Raw genomic sequence first — 16,060 nt, forward strand, 5'->3', positions numbered from 1 at the left:
TTCAGGGAGAGTTGGGTTGAAAGATTTAGTTGAGCTGTTCTGGCTGCGTTATACGGAACTGCAATCTGCCGTTGGTAAAAACGAGACGGACAAGATCGCGGTGCTGGAGCGTGAACTGGAGCAGCTGCTTGACCGGGTCATCGGGCGTCAGACCGGCAGTTCCGAAGACATTCGCGAGCAGTTCCGTTTCGCCATCGATCTCCTCAACCACGAGGCGGAAGATCTCGGCTGCGTGCAGCGCAATTCCGAGCTTTTGCGGACGCTTGTCGATCGTTATGTCGGCATGCCGCTCAAGGCGAAAGTCATTGGCGACGAGGATGAGGATAGTCTGGAGTGGCATCACCGCCACCTGATCCTCGATGAGGATATGCTCAACGACCTCGACGAACCCGTGATGGTGGTCTCACCCGGCTACCGGGTGTCCTTCGCGAATGGGCTGGATGCCTTTCCGCGCAACAGCCCGGATGGGCTTATGGGATGCCATATCGCCGAGCTCGTTGGGGTGCACCGTTTCCAGAACGACCTGCGGGAACGGCTCGACAATTGCTTTAAGGGCGGTACGTCGAAATATACCTATGCCGAAGATCACGACGGACAGACGATCGTGAAGTCGCTCGAAATGTCGCCCTGCTACTCGTCCAGCTACAAGCTGGTCGGTGCAATGGTGGTCATCAGGGAAATCGCCGATCGCAGGCGCGGTCGCGCCACCGGGTGAGCCAACGGATAACGTTGTCGACGTTTCCGTTTTCAACGGAATGTTTTACCTTCCCGTTATTTCGGGAAGATGGTTTCCCAGATCGTGGCGATCGACCAGGCGGATGAAGCATCGACAAGAAGCTTCGTCGCCATGGCCAGGCAGGAAACCACCAGTAGCGGGCGGATGATCTTCGCGCCGTTTTTCATCGCGAAACGCGAGCCGATCTGCGCGCCGACGAACTGGCCAAGCCCCATGGCGAACCCCAGCTTCCACAGAACCGCGCCGCCGATGGCGAAGACGATGAAGCCGCCGAAGTTCGAGCCGAGGTTCAGAAGTTTGGTATGGGCGGTTGCCTTCAACATGCCGAAGCCGGCAAGCGCCACGAAGGCCAGCATGTAAAACGAACCCGCGCCGGGACCGAAAACCCCGTCATAAAAGCCCACCAGCGGCGCGACCGTCAGGCCGAAGACGAAGGGAGTGATGCGCCGATGGCTGTCGATATCGCTGAGCTGCGGTTTAAAGGCGAAATAAAGCGCGATGGCGATCAGCAGGAACGGCATGATGGTGCGCAGCAGATCGGCCGGCACGAAAGCGGCGGTAACGGCCCCCAGCATTCCGCCGGCCATGGCCATCAACCCCATCGGTAATTGCTCTTTCAGATTGACGTGGCCGCGTCTGGCGTAAGCAAGGGTGGCCGACGCCGAGCCGAACTGTGCCTGCAGCTTGTTGGTGCCGAGCGTGTCGAGCGGCGCAATGCCCATGATCAGCATGGCCGGAATGGTGATGAGACCACCGCCACCGGCAATGGAATCGATAAATCCGGCAAAGATGGCGACGCAGAAAAGAACGACGAAAACGTTGAGGGCGATGTCTTGCACTTGGGATGTCCGGGCAGGCGGAAGGGAGAGGGCCTCTTCTTTCACTGAAAACAACGCCGCGCAATATTTTTCTCTCCGATCTGTGGCGGGCAGGGGGATTGCGGTGTTGCCGCTTATGGGTATGTTTCCGTGGCGTGTCGCCTAGAGAGGCGGACGACGCTCAGGACATACGGATGAGGACATGATGCATAAAGTGATATTCGATACGGACCCCGGTGTAGATGACGCCATGGCGCTTCTGTTTCTGCATCGGCATCCCGATATCGATCTGATCGGCGTCACCACGGTTTTCGGCAACGCGCCCATCGATATCACCACCCGCAATGCGCTTTTCCTGAAGCGGGAATGGCAGATGACAGCGCCGGTTGCGAAGGGCGCCGGCGTAACCTTCGATCCCGCCCGCAAGGAAGGCCACTGGCCGACCTTCATCCATGGCGAAAACGGCCTCGGCGATATCGATATCCCCGAGACTGTCGATTTGCCGCTTGATCCGCGCCCGGCGCATCGTTTCATCATCGAGACGGTCAAGGCCAATCCCGGCGAGGTGACGCTGATCGCTGTCGGGCGCATGACCAATCTGGCGCTGGCGCTGCGTGAGGAGCCTGACTTCGCCGCGCTGGTGAAGGAAGTCATCGTCATGGGCGGCGCTTTCGATATTAACGGCAACATTTCGCCGGCGGCCGAGGCTAATATTCACGGCGATCCGGAAGCCGCCGATCTGGTGTTTACAGCGCCCTGGCGCGTGGTCGTCGTCGGTCTCGATGTGACGACAAAAACGGTGATGACCAGCGCCTTCATGGCTGACATGGCCAAGGCCGGCGGCAAGCCGGTGCAGCTGCTTTCCGACCTGTCGCAATTCTACATCGATTTCTACAAGACCCGCACCGGCGACGGCATGGTGGTGCATGACAGCTGCGCCTGCGTCTATCTCGTTGCGCCTGACCTGTTTGAGACCCGCAGCGGCCCGGTGCGCGTCGTCTGCGGGGGCCTTGCCGATGGCCAGACCATTCAGAAGCCGGATGGCCGTGCCTTTCCGCCGGGCGACTGGGATGGGCATCCAAGCCAGCTTGTCTGCACTGATATCAAGCCGGAGCGCGTGCTTTCGGTCATCCGCGCGGCAATTGTGACGGGTGAGCGCGGCTGAACGACAGGAATGGCCGTTCTTGAGCATGGCTTGCCTTGCATTTTCCAAGAATCTGGCGTTATGCAAGTTCCTTGATCCTATTGCGCGATCCGCCTTGCCAAAGGGGCCGAAAAGGCTGTGCCCGAAGCACAGGCGGATGATTGCGATGCCGCGTGCTGCCCGAGAAAAGCCCTGTAGGTTTTCCCGTGCTTTGCGCTACAATGAATAACGTCTGCCGGATCGGTTCGTGTCGGCGGCGTCTAAAAACAAAAACGAACCTTCGTTATGGGCCGGCAGAACCGGTCCATTCCCATGAGGAAAGTGATGGAAGAGTTTCATAAGGTCCGGCGTCTGCCGCAATACGTCTTCGAACAGGTCAACCGTTTGAAAGCGAGCGCGCGAGCGGGTGGAGCCGACATTATCGACCTCGGCATGGGCAATCCGGACCTTCCGACCCCCAAGGCGATCGTCGACAAGCTTTGCGAGGTCGTCCAGGACCCTCGCACCCATCGTTATTCCTCGTCCAAGGGCATTCCCGGCCTTCGCCGCGCGCAGGCCGGCTATTATGCCCGTCGTTTCGGCGTTAAGCTGAACCCCGATACCCAGGTCGTCGCCACGCTCGGCTCCAAGGAAGGTTTTGCCAATATGGCGCAGGCCATCACCGCACCCGGTGACGTGATCCTGTGTCCGAACCCGACCTATCCGATCCACGCCTTCGGCTTCCTGATGGCGGGCGGTGTTATCCGCTCCATGAATGTCGAGCCGGACGAAAGCTTCTTCGGACCTTTGGAGCGTGCGGTGCGCCACTCCATTCCGAAGCCGCTGGCGTTGATCGTCAACTATCCGTCGAACCCGACGGCGCATGTTGCTTCGCTCGATTTCTACAAGGACGTGATCGCATTCGCGAAGAAGCACGAGATCATCGTGCTCTCCGACCTTGCCTATTCGGAAATCTATTTCGACGACAACAATCCGCCGCCGTCGGTTCTTGAAGTTCCCGGCGCCATCGATGTCGCGGTGGAATTCACCTCGATGTCGAAGACCTTCTCCATGCCCGGCTGGCGCATGGGCTTTGCCGTCGGCAACGAGCGGCTGATTGCGGCGCTGACCCGCGTGAAGTCCTATCTCGACTATGGCGCGTTCACGCCGATCCAGGTTGCGGCGACGCATGCGCTGAATGGCGACGGCTCCGACATTGCCGAAGTGCGCAACGTCTATCGCCGCCGCCGTGACGTCATGGTCGACACTTTTGGCAAGGCCGGTTTCGAGATCCCGCCGCCGGCGGCGACGATGTTCGCCTGGGCGAAAATTCCCGAAAAATTCCGCCATCTCGGCAGCCTGGAGTTTTCCAAGCTTCTGGTCGAGAAGGCAGATATCGCCGTTGCTCCCGGCATCGGCTTTGGCGAGATGGGCGATGATTACGTCCGCCTCGCGCTCGTGGAAAACGAGCATCGAATTCGTCAGGCAGCGCGCAATCTGAAGCGTTTCCTGTCGAGCGCAGACGAAACGATGCACAATGTCGTTTCGCTTAACGCCCACAGATAAGGGCAACCGAAGGCGGCCGGGCCTCGGCCGCCACCATCATCAGCAAATCAGGAACATACCCATGGCAGATTCATTGAGAATCGGCATAGCGGGGCTCGGCACTGTCGGCGCTTCGCTCGTGCGCATCCTCCAGCAGAGAAGCAACGAACTTGCGATTACCTGCGGACGTGCGATTGAGATTATTGCGGTGAGCGCGCGCGACCGTTCGCGCGACCGCGGCATCGACCTCAAGGGTATTACCTGGTTCGACACGCCGGAGCAGCTGGCGAGCGAAGCCGATATCGACGTGTTCGTCGAACTGGTCGGCGGTGCTTCCGGTCAGGCGGAAAATGCCGTGCGTGCGGCACTAGCACGCGGTCTGCATGTGGTGACAGCCAACAAGGCGCTGCTTGCAAAGCACGGCGTCGAATTGGCGACGCTTGCCGAAGACAAGGGCGCGCTCCTCAATTTTGAAGCGGCTGTAGCCGGCGGTATCCCCGTCATCAAGGCGCTGCGTGAATCGCTCACCGGCAACCATGTGTCGCGCATCTACGGCATCATGAACGGCACCTGCAATTACATCCTCACCAAGATGGAGAAGGAAGGGCTGTCCTTCGAGGCCTGTCTGAAGGAAGCGCAGCGGCTGGGTTATGCCGAGGCCGATCCGGCCTTCGATATCGAGGGCAACGACACCGCTCACAAGCTCGCCATTCTGACGACGCTTGCCTTCGGCAACAAGATTTCGGCCGATGACATCTATCTCGAAGGCATCACCAATATTTCGAGCGAGGATATTCAGGCGGCGGCCGAGCTCGGTTATCGCATCAAGCTTCTCGGCGTGGCGCAGGTGACTGAATCCGGCATCGAACAGCGGGTGCATCCAACCATGGTGCCGCTCGATTCCGTCATCGCGCAGGTCGATGGCGTCACCAATGCCGTGGCGATCGAATCCGATATTCTTGGTGAGCTGCTGATGGTCGGCCCGGGCGCCGGCGGCAACGCCACGGCGTCGGCCGTACTCGGTGACATCGCCGATATCGCCAAGAGCCGTCCCGGCGCCCAGCAGGTGCCGGTGCTTGGCCGCCCGGCGAAATCGCTGGTCGAGTATCGCCGCGCCAAGATGAAGAGCCACGAGGGCGGTTATTTCATCCGTCTGACGGTGAAGGATCAGGCGGGCGTGTTCGCCTCCATCGCCACGCGCATGGCGGATAACAATATCTCGCTGGAATCCATCGTGCAGCGTCAGCGCGTGCATGTAGAAGGCGCGCCGCAGACAATCATCCTCGTCACCCATGCGACGATGGAAGATGCGATCCGCAAGGCCGTGAAGGCGATCAAGAACGAGAAATATCTGGTCAGCGAACCGCAGGTCATCCGCATCGAGCGGACCTGAGACGCTGACGATTTTTTTGAATCTGAGGACCGCGCTTCCGCATGGAAGCGCGGTCTTTTTTCGTTAGGAAGCCTGGCTGCGATGTTCAAAAAACCGTTCCGGGATTTAACGTTTCTGCTGTCATAAAATTTAAGAAAAACAGCCGCAGAACCGCTGGAATACGACACGATTCGGTCCTATGGTTAATCCTGTTCACCAAAGCGAGGGAGGCGTGGCCGTGACATCGATCATCCTGTTCAAGGACAATAAGCGCGCAGACGTTCCGGTCGCCCATCATCGGGCGCGGCCTCACACTGCCAACGACAATATTCGCAGCATGGAATTCGATATGGCCGAATATGAGCGGAACTGGTGTTCGCTTGCCGTGTTCTCGCTGCTGCTTCTGGTTGGTGCGGTATCGATCGTCAGCCCATTTTTCTCGATTTTCTCGGTGTGAAACCCGCAAAGCGCGTTTTTGCTTGAAAAACGCGCCATCGCCATTTAGCCCGTTCTAAGTATTAAAGCGCCGATATACGCGCATGACAGGACGAATGGACAGAATGGCAATGATGGAGCCGGCCGATACCGTGGCCCGCGCATTTTTAAGCGTGGAGCGGTCGGCGACAGAGCAGCGCTGGGTGTCGCGGCTGGATCAGGCCGGACAGAACCGTGCGTTGGCCATGTCCCAGGTCCACGCCATTCCCGAACTCATCGCCCGCGTGCTCGCCGGGCGCGGAGTAGGCGTGGATGATGCGCTTGCATTTCTCGATCCCACCATCCGCTCGCTGATGCCTGATCCGCATATGCTGACCGATTGCGAGAAGGCGGCCGAGAGGCTGGTACGCGCCATCGAGACCGGTGAGAAGGTGGCGATCTTCGGCGATTACGATGTCGACGGGGCTGCTTCTTCCGCATTGATGTATAGGTTTTTCGCGCATTTCGGGCTGACGCCGGAGATCTATATTCCTGACCGGATTTTTGAAGGTTACGGGCCGAACCCGGCAGCGATGCAGCAGCTTGCCGCCAATGGCGCAACCCTGATCGTGACGGTTGATTGCGGCTCCACCAGCCATGAATCGCTGCAAGCCGCCAAGGACGCGGGCACCGACGTGGTGGTGATCGATCACCACCAAGTTGGTTCGGAATTGCCACCGGCCGTGGCGCTGGTCAATCCCAACCGGGAGGACGATCTTTCGGGGCAGGGGCATCTCTGCGCCGCCGGCGTGGTGTTTCTCGTGCTGGTCGCCACGCTGCGGCTTTTGAAAGACAGACGCAACAGGCAGGCCTTTACGCTCGATCTGCTGTCGCTGCTCGATATAGTCGCGCTCGCGACGGTATGCGATGTGGTGCCGCTGAAGGGGCTGAACCGCGCCTATGTGGTGAAGGGGTTGATTGCTGCGCGCCACATGAACAATCCCGGCCTCGCTGCGCTGTTCAAGAAGGCAGGGCTTGGCGGGCCGGTGACGCCTTATCATTTCGGGTTCCTGATCGGGCCGCGCATCAATGCCGGCGGCCGTATCGGCGACGCCGCTCTCGGCAGCCGTCTGCTGACCATCGAGGACTCTTCGCAGGCGGAAGTGATTGCGGAGCGGCTGGATGAGCTGAACCGCGAACGGCAGGCGATGGAAGCAGTGATGCTGGCGGAGGCTGAAGCGGAGGCATTGTTCGAATATGGTGACGGGTCTGGGGCCGGTGTCATCGTCACGGCTCGGGAGAACTGGCACCCAGGCATCGTCGGCTTGCTCGCTTCCCGTTTGAAGGATCGTTTCCGTCGTCCGGCCTTTGCGATTGCTTTCGATCCCTCCGGTAGGGGCACCGGTTCCGGCCGTTCGATCAATGGTTTCGATATGGGCCGGATGGTGCGTGCCGCCGTGGATGCGGGATTGCTGGTCAAGGGTGGCGGTCACGCCATGGCGGCCGGGCTGACGGTGGAGCGCGCCAATCTCGGCAAGCTCCGGACGTTCTTTGAAGAAGCGGCCGTCAAGACGGTGAGCGAATTGGTGGAAAGCAGCGTGCTGAAGATCGATGGCGCCATTGGTGCGTCGGGCGCGACATTGCAGCTTGTCGACCAGCTGGAGCAGGCCGGTCCTTACGGATCGGGCCACTCGCAGCCGATCTTTGCCGTTCCGGCCCATCGCCTGCGCGACGTGCGCCTTGTCGGCACTGCCCATGTCAAGATCACGCTGGAGGCCATGGATGGCTCACGGCTGGACGGTATCGCATTCCGCGCTGCGGAGGCTCCTCTGGGGCAGATGCTACTGAATGCGCGTGGTAGGTCCATCCATGTTGCAGGCACCGTGGGTGCCGATCTCTGGCAGGGCCAGAGGCGTGTGCAGCTGCGCGTTCTGGACGCGGCTTTCGCGCCCTGACGGGTTTGTGGATCGAGCAAAAAATTTACAGAGAAAAGTGAAGGACGAGCCGCAAACGGCAATTGTCCATAGGTTCACGTGTCACGTGAAGTTTTTTATACAAACCACTGATTTTCAAGGAGAAGCAATGGTACGCCCTAGGGGAGTCGAACCCCTCTTTTCAGAATGAAAATCTGACGTCCTAACCGATAGACGAAGGGCGCGTACACTTGCGGTGTGGCGCCCTTATAGTCAGGCTCCCGAAGGTCTGCAAGCGGAAAAATTGATTTTTTTCGCTTCGTGGCGAGTTTTTTTGAGGAAGTCCGAAGGGCTGTGGAAAACTGCGCCGCATCGGGCCAAAGCTTTGAAATATCGCCCCTATCACCGCACGTCGGCAATGCTTTTTTTCGTCGTGGGAGGTGGGAGACGTCGTTTTTATCCCTTAGCTGGCATCCTCTGCCGGCGGGATCGAACAGGCGCTGTCATCTGGCAGATGGGGAAAGGCAAGCCCGTCGATCTGCTCGCTGGCGGTTCACCCGGCTTGCCTTCCATCGGGGGGACAGCAATCTAACGTACCGAGCGGAAATCGGTTCCGACGCATCAGTCACGTGCGACGAATTCGCACACGGAAAGGATATCGATGCATTTTGAAGGAGGGGAACACGACAGCAAGTGGTACGCCCTAGGGGAGTCGAACCCCTCTTTTCAGAATGAAAATCTGACGTCCTAACCGATAGACGAAGGGCGCGTACACTTGCGGTGTGGCGCCCTTATAGTCAGGCTCCCGAAGGTCTGCAAGCGGAAAAATGCATGATTTGACAAAAAAATGACATTGATCGCCAGACTGCCTGCAAAACAAGGATTCCTGTTTCGTAACAGATGGTTAAAGAAACGGGGCGAGCGCTGTTTCAGCGTCTCCTCGGGCGGCGTTTCGTAAGAATCGCCGTATCTGTCTTGTTTCGCGGTGTCATTTTTTTGCTCCCATGCGGGATGGGTCGCCGCAGCCATGCGTCTCTACGTCATAAAAAAAACGGGGCTTTGCAGCCCCGTCTTTTATTGTCACCGATTGCTATTTCTCAGTGCAGAATCTGGCTGAGGAACAGGCGTGTGCGCTCGTGCTGCGGATTGTCGAAGAATTCGGCGGGCGAATTCTGTTCGACGATCTGGCCCTGATCCATGAAGATGACGCGGTTGGCGACTTGGCGGGCGAAGCCCATTTCGTGGGTCACGCACAGCATGGTCATGCCGTCTTCGGCAAGGCCGACCATGGTGTCGAGCACTTCCTTGACCATTTCCGGATCGAGCGCCGATGTCGGCTCGTCGAAGAGCATGATCTTCGGTTTCATGCACAGCGAGCGGGCAATCGCCACGCGCTGCTGCTGACCGCCGGAAAGCTGACCGGGGTACTTGTGTGCCTGCTCGGGGATCTTGACGCGCTTCAGATAGTGCATCGCCACTTCTTCGGCTTCCTTCTTGGGCATCTTGCGAACCCAGATCGGCGCCAGCGTGCAGTTTTCGAGAATGGTCAGATGCGGGAAGAGGTTGAAGTGCTGGAACACCATGCCAACTTCGCGACGGACTTCATCGATCTTCTTCAGGTCGTTGGTCAGTTCGATGCCATCGACCTGGATTGAGCCCGACTGGTGTTCCTCCAGCCGGTTGATGCAGCGGATCATCGTCGATTTACCCGATCCCGAAGGACCGGCGATGACGATGCGCTCGCCCTTCATGACCTTGAGATTGATATCGCGCAGCACGTGGAAATCGCCATACCACTTGTTCATGCCGGTGATTTCGATTGCCACGTCCGTTGTCGAGACGGCCAGTTTTTTTGCTTGGTTTTCTGCCATTTGAGCGTCCCTTATCGTTTATGCCCGGTGTCGAGGTGCCGTTCCATGAACAGCGAATAACGCGACATGCCGAAGCAGAATATCCAGAATACGAAGCCTGCGAAAATATATCCAGTCATGGCGGTGACGGGTGTCGCCCAGTTCGCATCCGATTGGTTGAGTGTGACAATGCCGAGCAGGTCGAACATGCCGATGATCGAAACCAGCGACGTATCCTTGAACAGCCCGATGAAGGTGTTGACGATGCCCGGAATGACGAGCTTCAGCGCCTGCGGCAGCACGATCAGCCGCGTTTTCTGCCAGTAGTTCAGGCCGAGAGAATCCGCCCCTTCATATTGTCCCTTGGGAATGGCCTGCAGGCCGCCGCGGATCACCTCCGCCATATAGGCCGAGGAGAACAGCGACACGCCGACGAGCGCACGCAGGAACTTGTCGAAGGTCCAGCCGTCGGGCAGGAACAGCGGCAGCATGATGCTGGCGAAGAACAGGACAGTGATCAGCGGAATGCCTCTGATGACTTCGATGAAGAGCACGCAGAGCATCTTGATGACCGGCAGATTCGACCGGCGACCGAGTGCCAGAAGAATGCCGAAAGGCAGGGACACCGTTATTCCGAAGAATGACAGGATGAGGGTGACCATCAGGCCGCCCCAGAGCTGCGTTTCCACCTTCGGCAGGCCGAAGACGCCGCCGATGAGCAGGAAAAACGCAATGAAGGGCAGAATGATGAAAAGCGCCAGCGCATTGAGGCGCTTGAAGGGCGCTTTCGGGATGAGCATCGGCACGAGCAGGATGGCGAACGTCACCATCACGAGGATGGGACGCCAGCGTTCGTCAAGCGGATAACGGCCAAAGATGAATTGCCCGAGTTTTGCCGAGACGAATGCCCAGCATGCCCCGGACTGACCGTCCGGAAGCGCGCCGCCCTGCGAGGCGGTGAGGCAGGCAATACGATCGCTGCCGGTCCATACGGCATCGATGAACAGCCACTTCACCACCGGCGGCAGAAGATAAGCCAGAAAGGCGAGGGCGAGAACCGTAAGGACGGTGTCCTTCGGTGTGGCGAAAAGTTTGGTGCGCAGCCAATGGCCGAAGCCGACGGCGCTCGAAGGAGCGGGTCTGGCGTCCTCGATGGTCTGTCGCACAAAAGCGTGGTTGCTTAATGTCATCGATTATCTCTCCACCAGGGCCATTTTCGCGTTGAACCAGTTCATGACCACGGCCGTGAGCAGGGACAGCGAGAGATAGATGACGAGCCAGATCGCGACGACTTCGACTGCCTGACCCGTCTGGTTCAGGATCGTGCCGCCGATGGAGACGATGTCGGCAAAACCGACCGCGACCGCAAGCGACGAGTTCTTGGTCAGGTTGAGATACTGGCTTGTCAGCGGCGGGATGATGATGCGCATCGCCTGCGGCACGATGATCAGACGCGTCGTCGTGCTGGAGCGAAGCCCCAGGGCTTCCGCAGCTTCCGTCTGGCCCTTTGCCACGGCCTTGATGCCACCGCGAACGATTTCGGCGATGAAGGAGGCGGTGTAGAAGGAAAGCGCCAGGAACAGCGACATGAATTCAGGTGCGACGACTGCGCCGCCCGACAGGTTGAACCGCCCGGCAATCGGGAAGTCGAATGTCAGCGGTGAGCCGAGCGCCAGAAATGTCGCGGCCGGAAGGCCGATGATGAGAAGTGTGGCGGTGATGCCGGTGCGGAATTGCTGACCGGTTTGTTCCTGTCTCGCCTTCGCCCACCGATAGACAAGCACGCTGATGACGACTGCGACCAGAAAGGCGAGCGGTATCAGCCAGGTGCCTTCTCCCCATAGCGGCTTGGGAAAGAAGAAGCCGCGATTGTTGAGATAGCTTCCAAGCGGCAGCTCCAGTGAATCGCGCGCCTGCGGCAGAACGGAAATGACGCCCTTGTACCAGAAGAAGATGACGAGCAGCGGCGGGATGTTGCGGAAGATTTCCACATAGGCCTGCGCGAGTTTCGAGATCAGCCAGTTGCTGGACAGCCGGGCGATGCCGACGATGAAACCGATGATCGAGGCGGCGATGATGCCAAAAAATGCAACCTGGATCGTGTTGAGAATACCAACGAGCAATGCCCGGCCATAGGTCGCATCGCTGGTGTAAGCGATCAGCGACTGGCCGATATCGAAACCGGCTCTTCCATTGAGGAAGCCGAAGCCGGATGAAATGTTTGACCGTTGAAGATTGGTGATCGTATTCGTCACGATGATCCAGACGAAGGCGGTCAGGATGACGACTGTCAGAACCTGATAGAAAATTCCGCGTATGCGTGGATCGTTGATAAGTGACGACGCGCTTTGCGCGCGCGATCGTTGCGAACTGACCGCGTTGCCTGCCATAGGCACCTTTCCCTTTTATATGCTCTTTGCGAGCTTATTTATATAATTTTAAATGGAGGCCGGGCGTTGCCCAGCCTCCTGTCATGATCTAGCCGATGATGGGGCCGATCAACGGACCGGCGGTGCGTATTGCAGGCCGCCCTTGGTCCACAGCGCGTTCTGGCCACGCTCGATCTTCAGCGGCGAACCGGCACCGACGTTGCGGTCGAAGACTTCGCCGTAGTTACCCACCAGCTTGACGATGTTGTAAGCCCAGTCGTTGGTGACGCCGAGATCGGTACCGATCTTGGTGCCTTCCTCGGTGCCAAGCAGACGCTTGATATCGGGGTTGGCGCTGGTCTTCTGCTCATCGACGTTCTTGGAAGTGATGCCCAGTTCCTCGGCATTGACCATGGCGTAGTGAACCCAGGTCACGATGTCGAACCACTGGTCGTCGCCCTGACGAACGGCCGGTCCAAGAGGCTCCTTGGAGATGACTTCCGGCAGAACGATGTTGTCTTCCGGGTTCTTCAGCTTGAGGCGGATGGCATAAAGACCGGACTGGTCGGTGGTGTAGACGTCGCAACGGCCCGAATCATAGGCGGATGTCGCGTCGGCTTCCTTTTCGAAGACGACCGGATTGTACTGCAGATTGTTGGTCTTGAAATAGTCGGCGAGATTGAGCTCGGTGGTGGTGCCGGTCTGAACGCAGACGGCGGCGCCGGAAAGCTCAAGCGCGGACTTCACGTTGAGGCCCTTCTTGGCGATGAAGCCCTGACCGTCATAATAGTTGACGGTACGGAAGTTGAAGCCGAGCGACGTGTCGCGGCTGATCGTCCAGGTGGTGTTACGGGTCAGAACGTCGACTTCGCCGGACTGGAGAGCCGGAAAGCGATCCTTGCTCGAAAGAGCAACAAACTTCGCCTTCGACGGATCACCGAAAACCGCTGTGGCAATACCACGGCAATAGTCCACGTCGATACCGGACCATTCGCCCTTGTCATCGGGATTGGAAAATCCCGGAATGCCGGCACTTACGCCGCAGGTGACGAAACCTTTCGACTTCACATCCTGAAGCGTCGCAGCCGAAGCGACCGAGGCTCCTCCCAAAACTGCTGCGCCGATAGCGGCTGACAGAATTGCCTTTTTCATTTTTCCCAACCTTTGTTTGTTATCGTCGATGGAAGAGGACCGGCATGTTTGTTTTACCCCAGCTCCCCCTTCAGCAAGACCTTTTCGATCCGCTTTTTCTATCACAATCGCAATTGGCAGCGGGGTCAAGACATGCCGGCGATAATTGTGCCTATAAAACGGAATTTTCGAAATTTTGGTCGGGAAGTGTGCAAAGGGTGAAAATATAAGCATATTTTTGCGAAAATTTGCACTTGCACGATTTTTGTATACTTCTTGTATTCTGCTTTGCGATGGATCAATCGAGCCATTCGGCGAGACTTTCCGGGGGTTGACCTTGCCTTCTGCTCTCAGCATTGTCGCACGCGTCAATATTCCTTCGAAAGCTGATCTGAAATGACCAAGACAAATGACCTGCTTTCCGCCGCAGGTGTGAATACGCGCCTGACCCATGGCGGCAACGATCCTGCGGACTGTTTCGGTTTCGTCAATCCACCCATCGTGCGCGGCTCGACCGTGCTTTTCCCCGACGCGGAAACGCTTTCGACCGAAAACCAGAAATATACCTATGGCACCCACGGCACGCCGACGACGGATGCGTTGTGCAATCTCGTCAACGAGCTGGAAGGTTCGTTCGGAACTATCCTCGTGCCGTCGGGCCTTGCGGCGATCACCGTGCCGTTCCTTGCCTATCTCGGGGCGGGCGATCATGCGCTTGTCGTCGATTCCGTCTATTTCCCTACACGCCGCTTCTGCAACACGATGCTGAAGAAGCTCGGTGTGGAGATCGAATATTACGATCCGGCGATCGGGACGGGCATCGAGGCGTTGATCCGGCCGAATACCAAGCTTGTGCATCTGGAAGCGCCGGGTTCCAATACGTTTGAGATTCAGGACGTCCGGCTGATCACGGAGATCGCCCACAGGCATGACTGTGTGGTCACGATGGACAATACCTGGGCGACACCGCTCTATTTCAAGCCGCTCGATTTCGGGGTCGATGTTTCCATTCATGCCGCCACCAAATATCCCTCCGGGCATTCCGATGTGTTGATGGGCTTCGTCTCGGCCAATGAAAAACACTGGAAGGCGCTTTATCAGGCCAATACCAATCTCGGCATCTGCGTCACGTCTGACGACGCCTATCAGATCCTGCGCGGCATGCGCACCATGGGCATCAGGCTGGAACACCACCAGAAAAGCGCGCTCGATATCGCTGGGTGGCTGGAGAGCCGTGACGACGTGGTGCGTGTTCTGCATCCTGCCTTGGCGAGCTTTGCCGGGCATGAACTCTGGAAGCGTGATTTCAAGGGCGCGAGCGGCGTCTTCTCCTTCGTCTTGAAGGCGGAAGAGGGCAAATACAAGCAGGTGGCGGCAGCGTTTCTCGATGCGCTGACCTTCTTCGGGCTTGGCTATTCCTGGGGCGGATACGAATCGCTTGCGGTTTCGGTATCGCTCATCGACAGGACCGTCGCCAAGGGGCCGTCGGGAGGTCCGGTCATCCGGCTTCAGATCGGGCTTGAAGATATAGCCGATCTGAAGAAGGACCTGGAGGTCGGCTTCGCAGCCGCGGCTGAGGTTTAATCAGCCCTTTGCGTGATAGCCGTAGAGCCAGTCGAAGTCGCTCATGAAGGCTTCCGTGGGACGTGTGGAAAATACGAAGTCTCTGGCAATACGGACCGGGCCTTTCGCATGATAGGCAAAACGATTGAGAGAGGCCCGCTTGCGGGCCTTTTCTATGCGCGGCAGGCGCAGAGCCTCAAAGGCGGCAAGGGCTTGGGGCACGGGCAGGGAGGCTCCGCCGCCGCTGCCTGCCATTGTTCCCGCAAGTTCAAACGCGTCCTCAATTGCCATGGCCGCCCCTTGTGCCGCGAACGGCATCATCGCGTGCGCCGCGTCACCGATCAGCACGGTATCGCGGCCATTGTGCCAGCGTCCGGGGCCGGCCTGATAGAGTGGCCAGAAGGTGGGTTTCTCAGCCTTTTTTAGCAGCCGTAGCAGTTCCGGGCTCCAGCCGCGAAACTGTTCGAGCAGCATGGCCTTCTGCTGCCCGCTCGATTCGGCCCGCCATGTCGCGCCGGGATCGGCACCAAGCGCAATGGCGACGATATTGAAACCGCCGACTTCCTTCAGCGGATAGGCGACGATATGGCCGCCTGAACCGAGATAGGCGGTGACGGCGCTTTTGTTGATGGCGGAAGGCACATCATTTTCAGTCACGGTGAAACGCCAGGCGATATTGCCGGAAAAGGTGGCCGTGGGCGCGGAGGGCACGGCAAAGCGGGCCGCTGACCAGACGCCGTCGGCGCCGACGATCAGGTCGTGATCGCGGAACGTGGTTGCGGCGATGACATCGACTGTCGCGTTTTCGATGCGCTTGCCGAGATGCAGGCGGCAGAGCGGATTATCCTTTACCGCATTCAGAAGTGCGCTTTGCAGCGTCGAGCGGTGCAGCACGCCATAAGGTGCGCCCCAGCGCGTGCGGGCCACCGCGCCCATCGGCAGCGACAATAACGTGGCCAGCGATTTGCCGGAGGCGAGATCGACGCTGACCGGTTCGGTCCAGCGCGCCTCGATCTCGGGCAACACGCCGAGTTGCGCGAGAATGCGGGCGGCGTTGGGGGAGAGCTGCAGGCCGGCACCGACTTCCGTCAGCTCGCCTGCCTGCTCGATGATGTCACAATCGATACCGTGCCGGGCAAAGGAAAGGGCAGCGGTGAGACCGGCGATGCCGGCACCGACAATGGCTACGGATTTTATGGGCATATCGCGCCCCGATCAGCAAAAGT

General features: G+C 58.7%; 13 protein-coding genes and 2 tRNA genes. 7 read left to right on the plus strand and 8 right to left on the minus strand.

Annotation, left to right across the window (positions count from 1 at the left end):
* Window positions 1-16 precede the first annotated feature (16 nt).
* Window positions 17-715, plus strand: a complete 699-nt coding sequence (locus tag FCH38_RS00545) for a hypothetical protein (protein WP_149897546.1) — start codon at window positions 17-19, stop codon at window positions 713-715.
* 56 nt (window positions 716-771) lie between these two features.
* Here the strand turns inward: FCH38_RS00545 and FCH38_RS00550 are convergent, their stop codons facing one another.
* Entirely contained in the window at window positions 772-1,575 is an 804-nt protein-coding gene (locus FCH38_RS00550; RefSeq protein WP_174372536.1) for a TSUP family transporter, read from the minus strand.
* A gap of 184 nt (window positions 1,576-1,759) precedes the next feature.
* Here FCH38_RS00550 and FCH38_RS00555 point away from each other — a divergent pair, with 184 nt between their 5' ends.
* The 5 genes from FCH38_RS00555 (at window position 1,760) to recJ (ending at window position 7,963) form a co-directional block, all read left to right on the plus strand.
* The gene (locus tag FCH38_RS00555; RefSeq protein ID WP_153514209.1) at window positions 1,760-2,719 is read left to right on the plus strand and encodes a nucleoside hydrolase; all 960 of its coding nucleotides are present in this window, start codon (window positions 1,760-1,762) and stop codon (window positions 2,717-2,719) included.
* 303 nt (window positions 2,720-3,022) lie between these two features.
* Complete coding sequence (locus tag FCH38_RS00560) at window positions 3,023-4,243, plus strand: LL-diaminopimelate aminotransferase (RefSeq protein ID WP_153513768.1); 1,221 nt, start codon at window positions 3,023-3,025, stop codon at window positions 4,241-4,243.
* 61 nt (window positions 4,244-4,304) lie between these two features.
* Window positions 4,305-5,615, plus strand: coding sequence for a homoserine dehydrogenase (locus FCH38_RS00565; RefSeq protein WP_149897549.1), 1,311 nt, complete (start codon window positions 4,305-4,307; stop codon window positions 5,613-5,615).
* Window positions 5,616-5,826: 211 nt separating this feature from the next.
* Window positions 5,827-6,051, plus strand: a complete 225-nt coding sequence (locus tag FCH38_RS00570) for a hypothetical protein (protein ID WP_174372537.1) — start codon at window positions 5,827-5,829, stop codon at window positions 6,049-6,051.
* A gap of 103 nt (window positions 6,052-6,154) precedes the next feature.
* Window positions 6,155-7,963 (plus strand): single-stranded-DNA-specific exonuclease RecJ, encoded by a 1,809-nt coding sequence (gene recJ / locus FCH38_RS00575; RefSeq protein ID WP_236776552.1) that lies wholly within the window; start codon window positions 6,155-6,157, stop codon window positions 7,961-7,963.
* A 128-nt stretch (window positions 7,964-8,091) separates the two neighbouring features.
* Here recJ and FCH38_RS00580 read toward each other — a convergent pair.
* From FCH38_RS00580 to FCH38_RS00605, 6 genes are all read right to left on the minus strand, one after another.
* Window positions 8,092-8,166 (minus strand) — tRNA-Glu (locus FCH38_RS00580).
* Between the two features lie 449 nt (window positions 8,167-8,615).
* Window positions 8,616-8,690, minus strand: a tRNA-Glu gene (locus FCH38_RS00585).
* 328 nt (window positions 8,691-9,018) lie between these two features.
* Window positions 9,019-9,792 carry an amino acid ABC transporter ATP-binding protein gene (locus FCH38_RS00590; RefSeq protein WP_046800084.1) on the minus strand — a complete coding sequence of 258 codons (774 nt, stop codon included), beginning with the start codon at window positions 9,790-9,792 and terminating at the stop codon, window positions 9,019-9,021.
* Between the two features lie 11 nt (window positions 9,793-9,803).
* Entirely contained in the window at window positions 9,804-10,961 is a 1,158-nt protein-coding gene (locus FCH38_RS00595) for an amino acid ABC transporter permease (RefSeq protein WP_153513765.1), read from the minus strand.
* A gap of 3 nt (window positions 10,962-10,964) precedes the next feature.
* Window positions 10,965-12,161 carry an amino acid ABC transporter permease gene (locus FCH38_RS00600; protein WP_174372538.1) on the minus strand — a complete coding sequence of 399 codons (1,197 nt, stop codon included), beginning with the start codon at window positions 12,159-12,161 and terminating at the stop codon, window positions 10,965-10,967.
* A 108-nt stretch (window positions 12,162-12,269) separates the two neighbouring features.
* A complete protein-coding gene (locus FCH38_RS00605) occupies window positions 12,270-13,292 on the minus strand; it encodes an amino acid ABC transporter substrate-binding protein (protein ID WP_174372539.1) in 1,023 nt (340 codons plus the stop codon).
* Window positions 13,293-13,667: 375 nt separating this feature from the next.
* On the opposite strand from FCH38_RS00605, the gene FCH38_RS00610 reads away from it, so the two are divergent.
* Window positions 13,668-14,855, plus strand: a complete 1,188-nt coding sequence (locus FCH38_RS00610) for a cystathionine beta-lyase (protein WP_174372540.1) — start codon at window positions 13,668-13,670, stop codon at window positions 14,853-14,855.
* Here the strand turns inward: FCH38_RS00610 and FCH38_RS00615 are convergent, their stop codons facing one another.
* Entirely contained in the window at window positions 14,856-16,037 is a 1,182-nt protein-coding gene (locus tag FCH38_RS00615) for an FAD-dependent monooxygenase (protein ID WP_174372541.1), read from the minus strand. It abuts the gene before it with no gap.
* Window positions 16,038-16,060 lie beyond the last annotated feature (23 nt).

The sequence above is a fragment of the Agrobacterium tumefaciens genome, assembly GCF_013337285.1.
In the GTDB taxonomy this organism is placed as follows: domain Bacteria; phylum Pseudomonadota; class Alphaproteobacteria; order Rhizobiales; family Rhizobiaceae; genus Agrobacterium; species Agrobacterium burrii.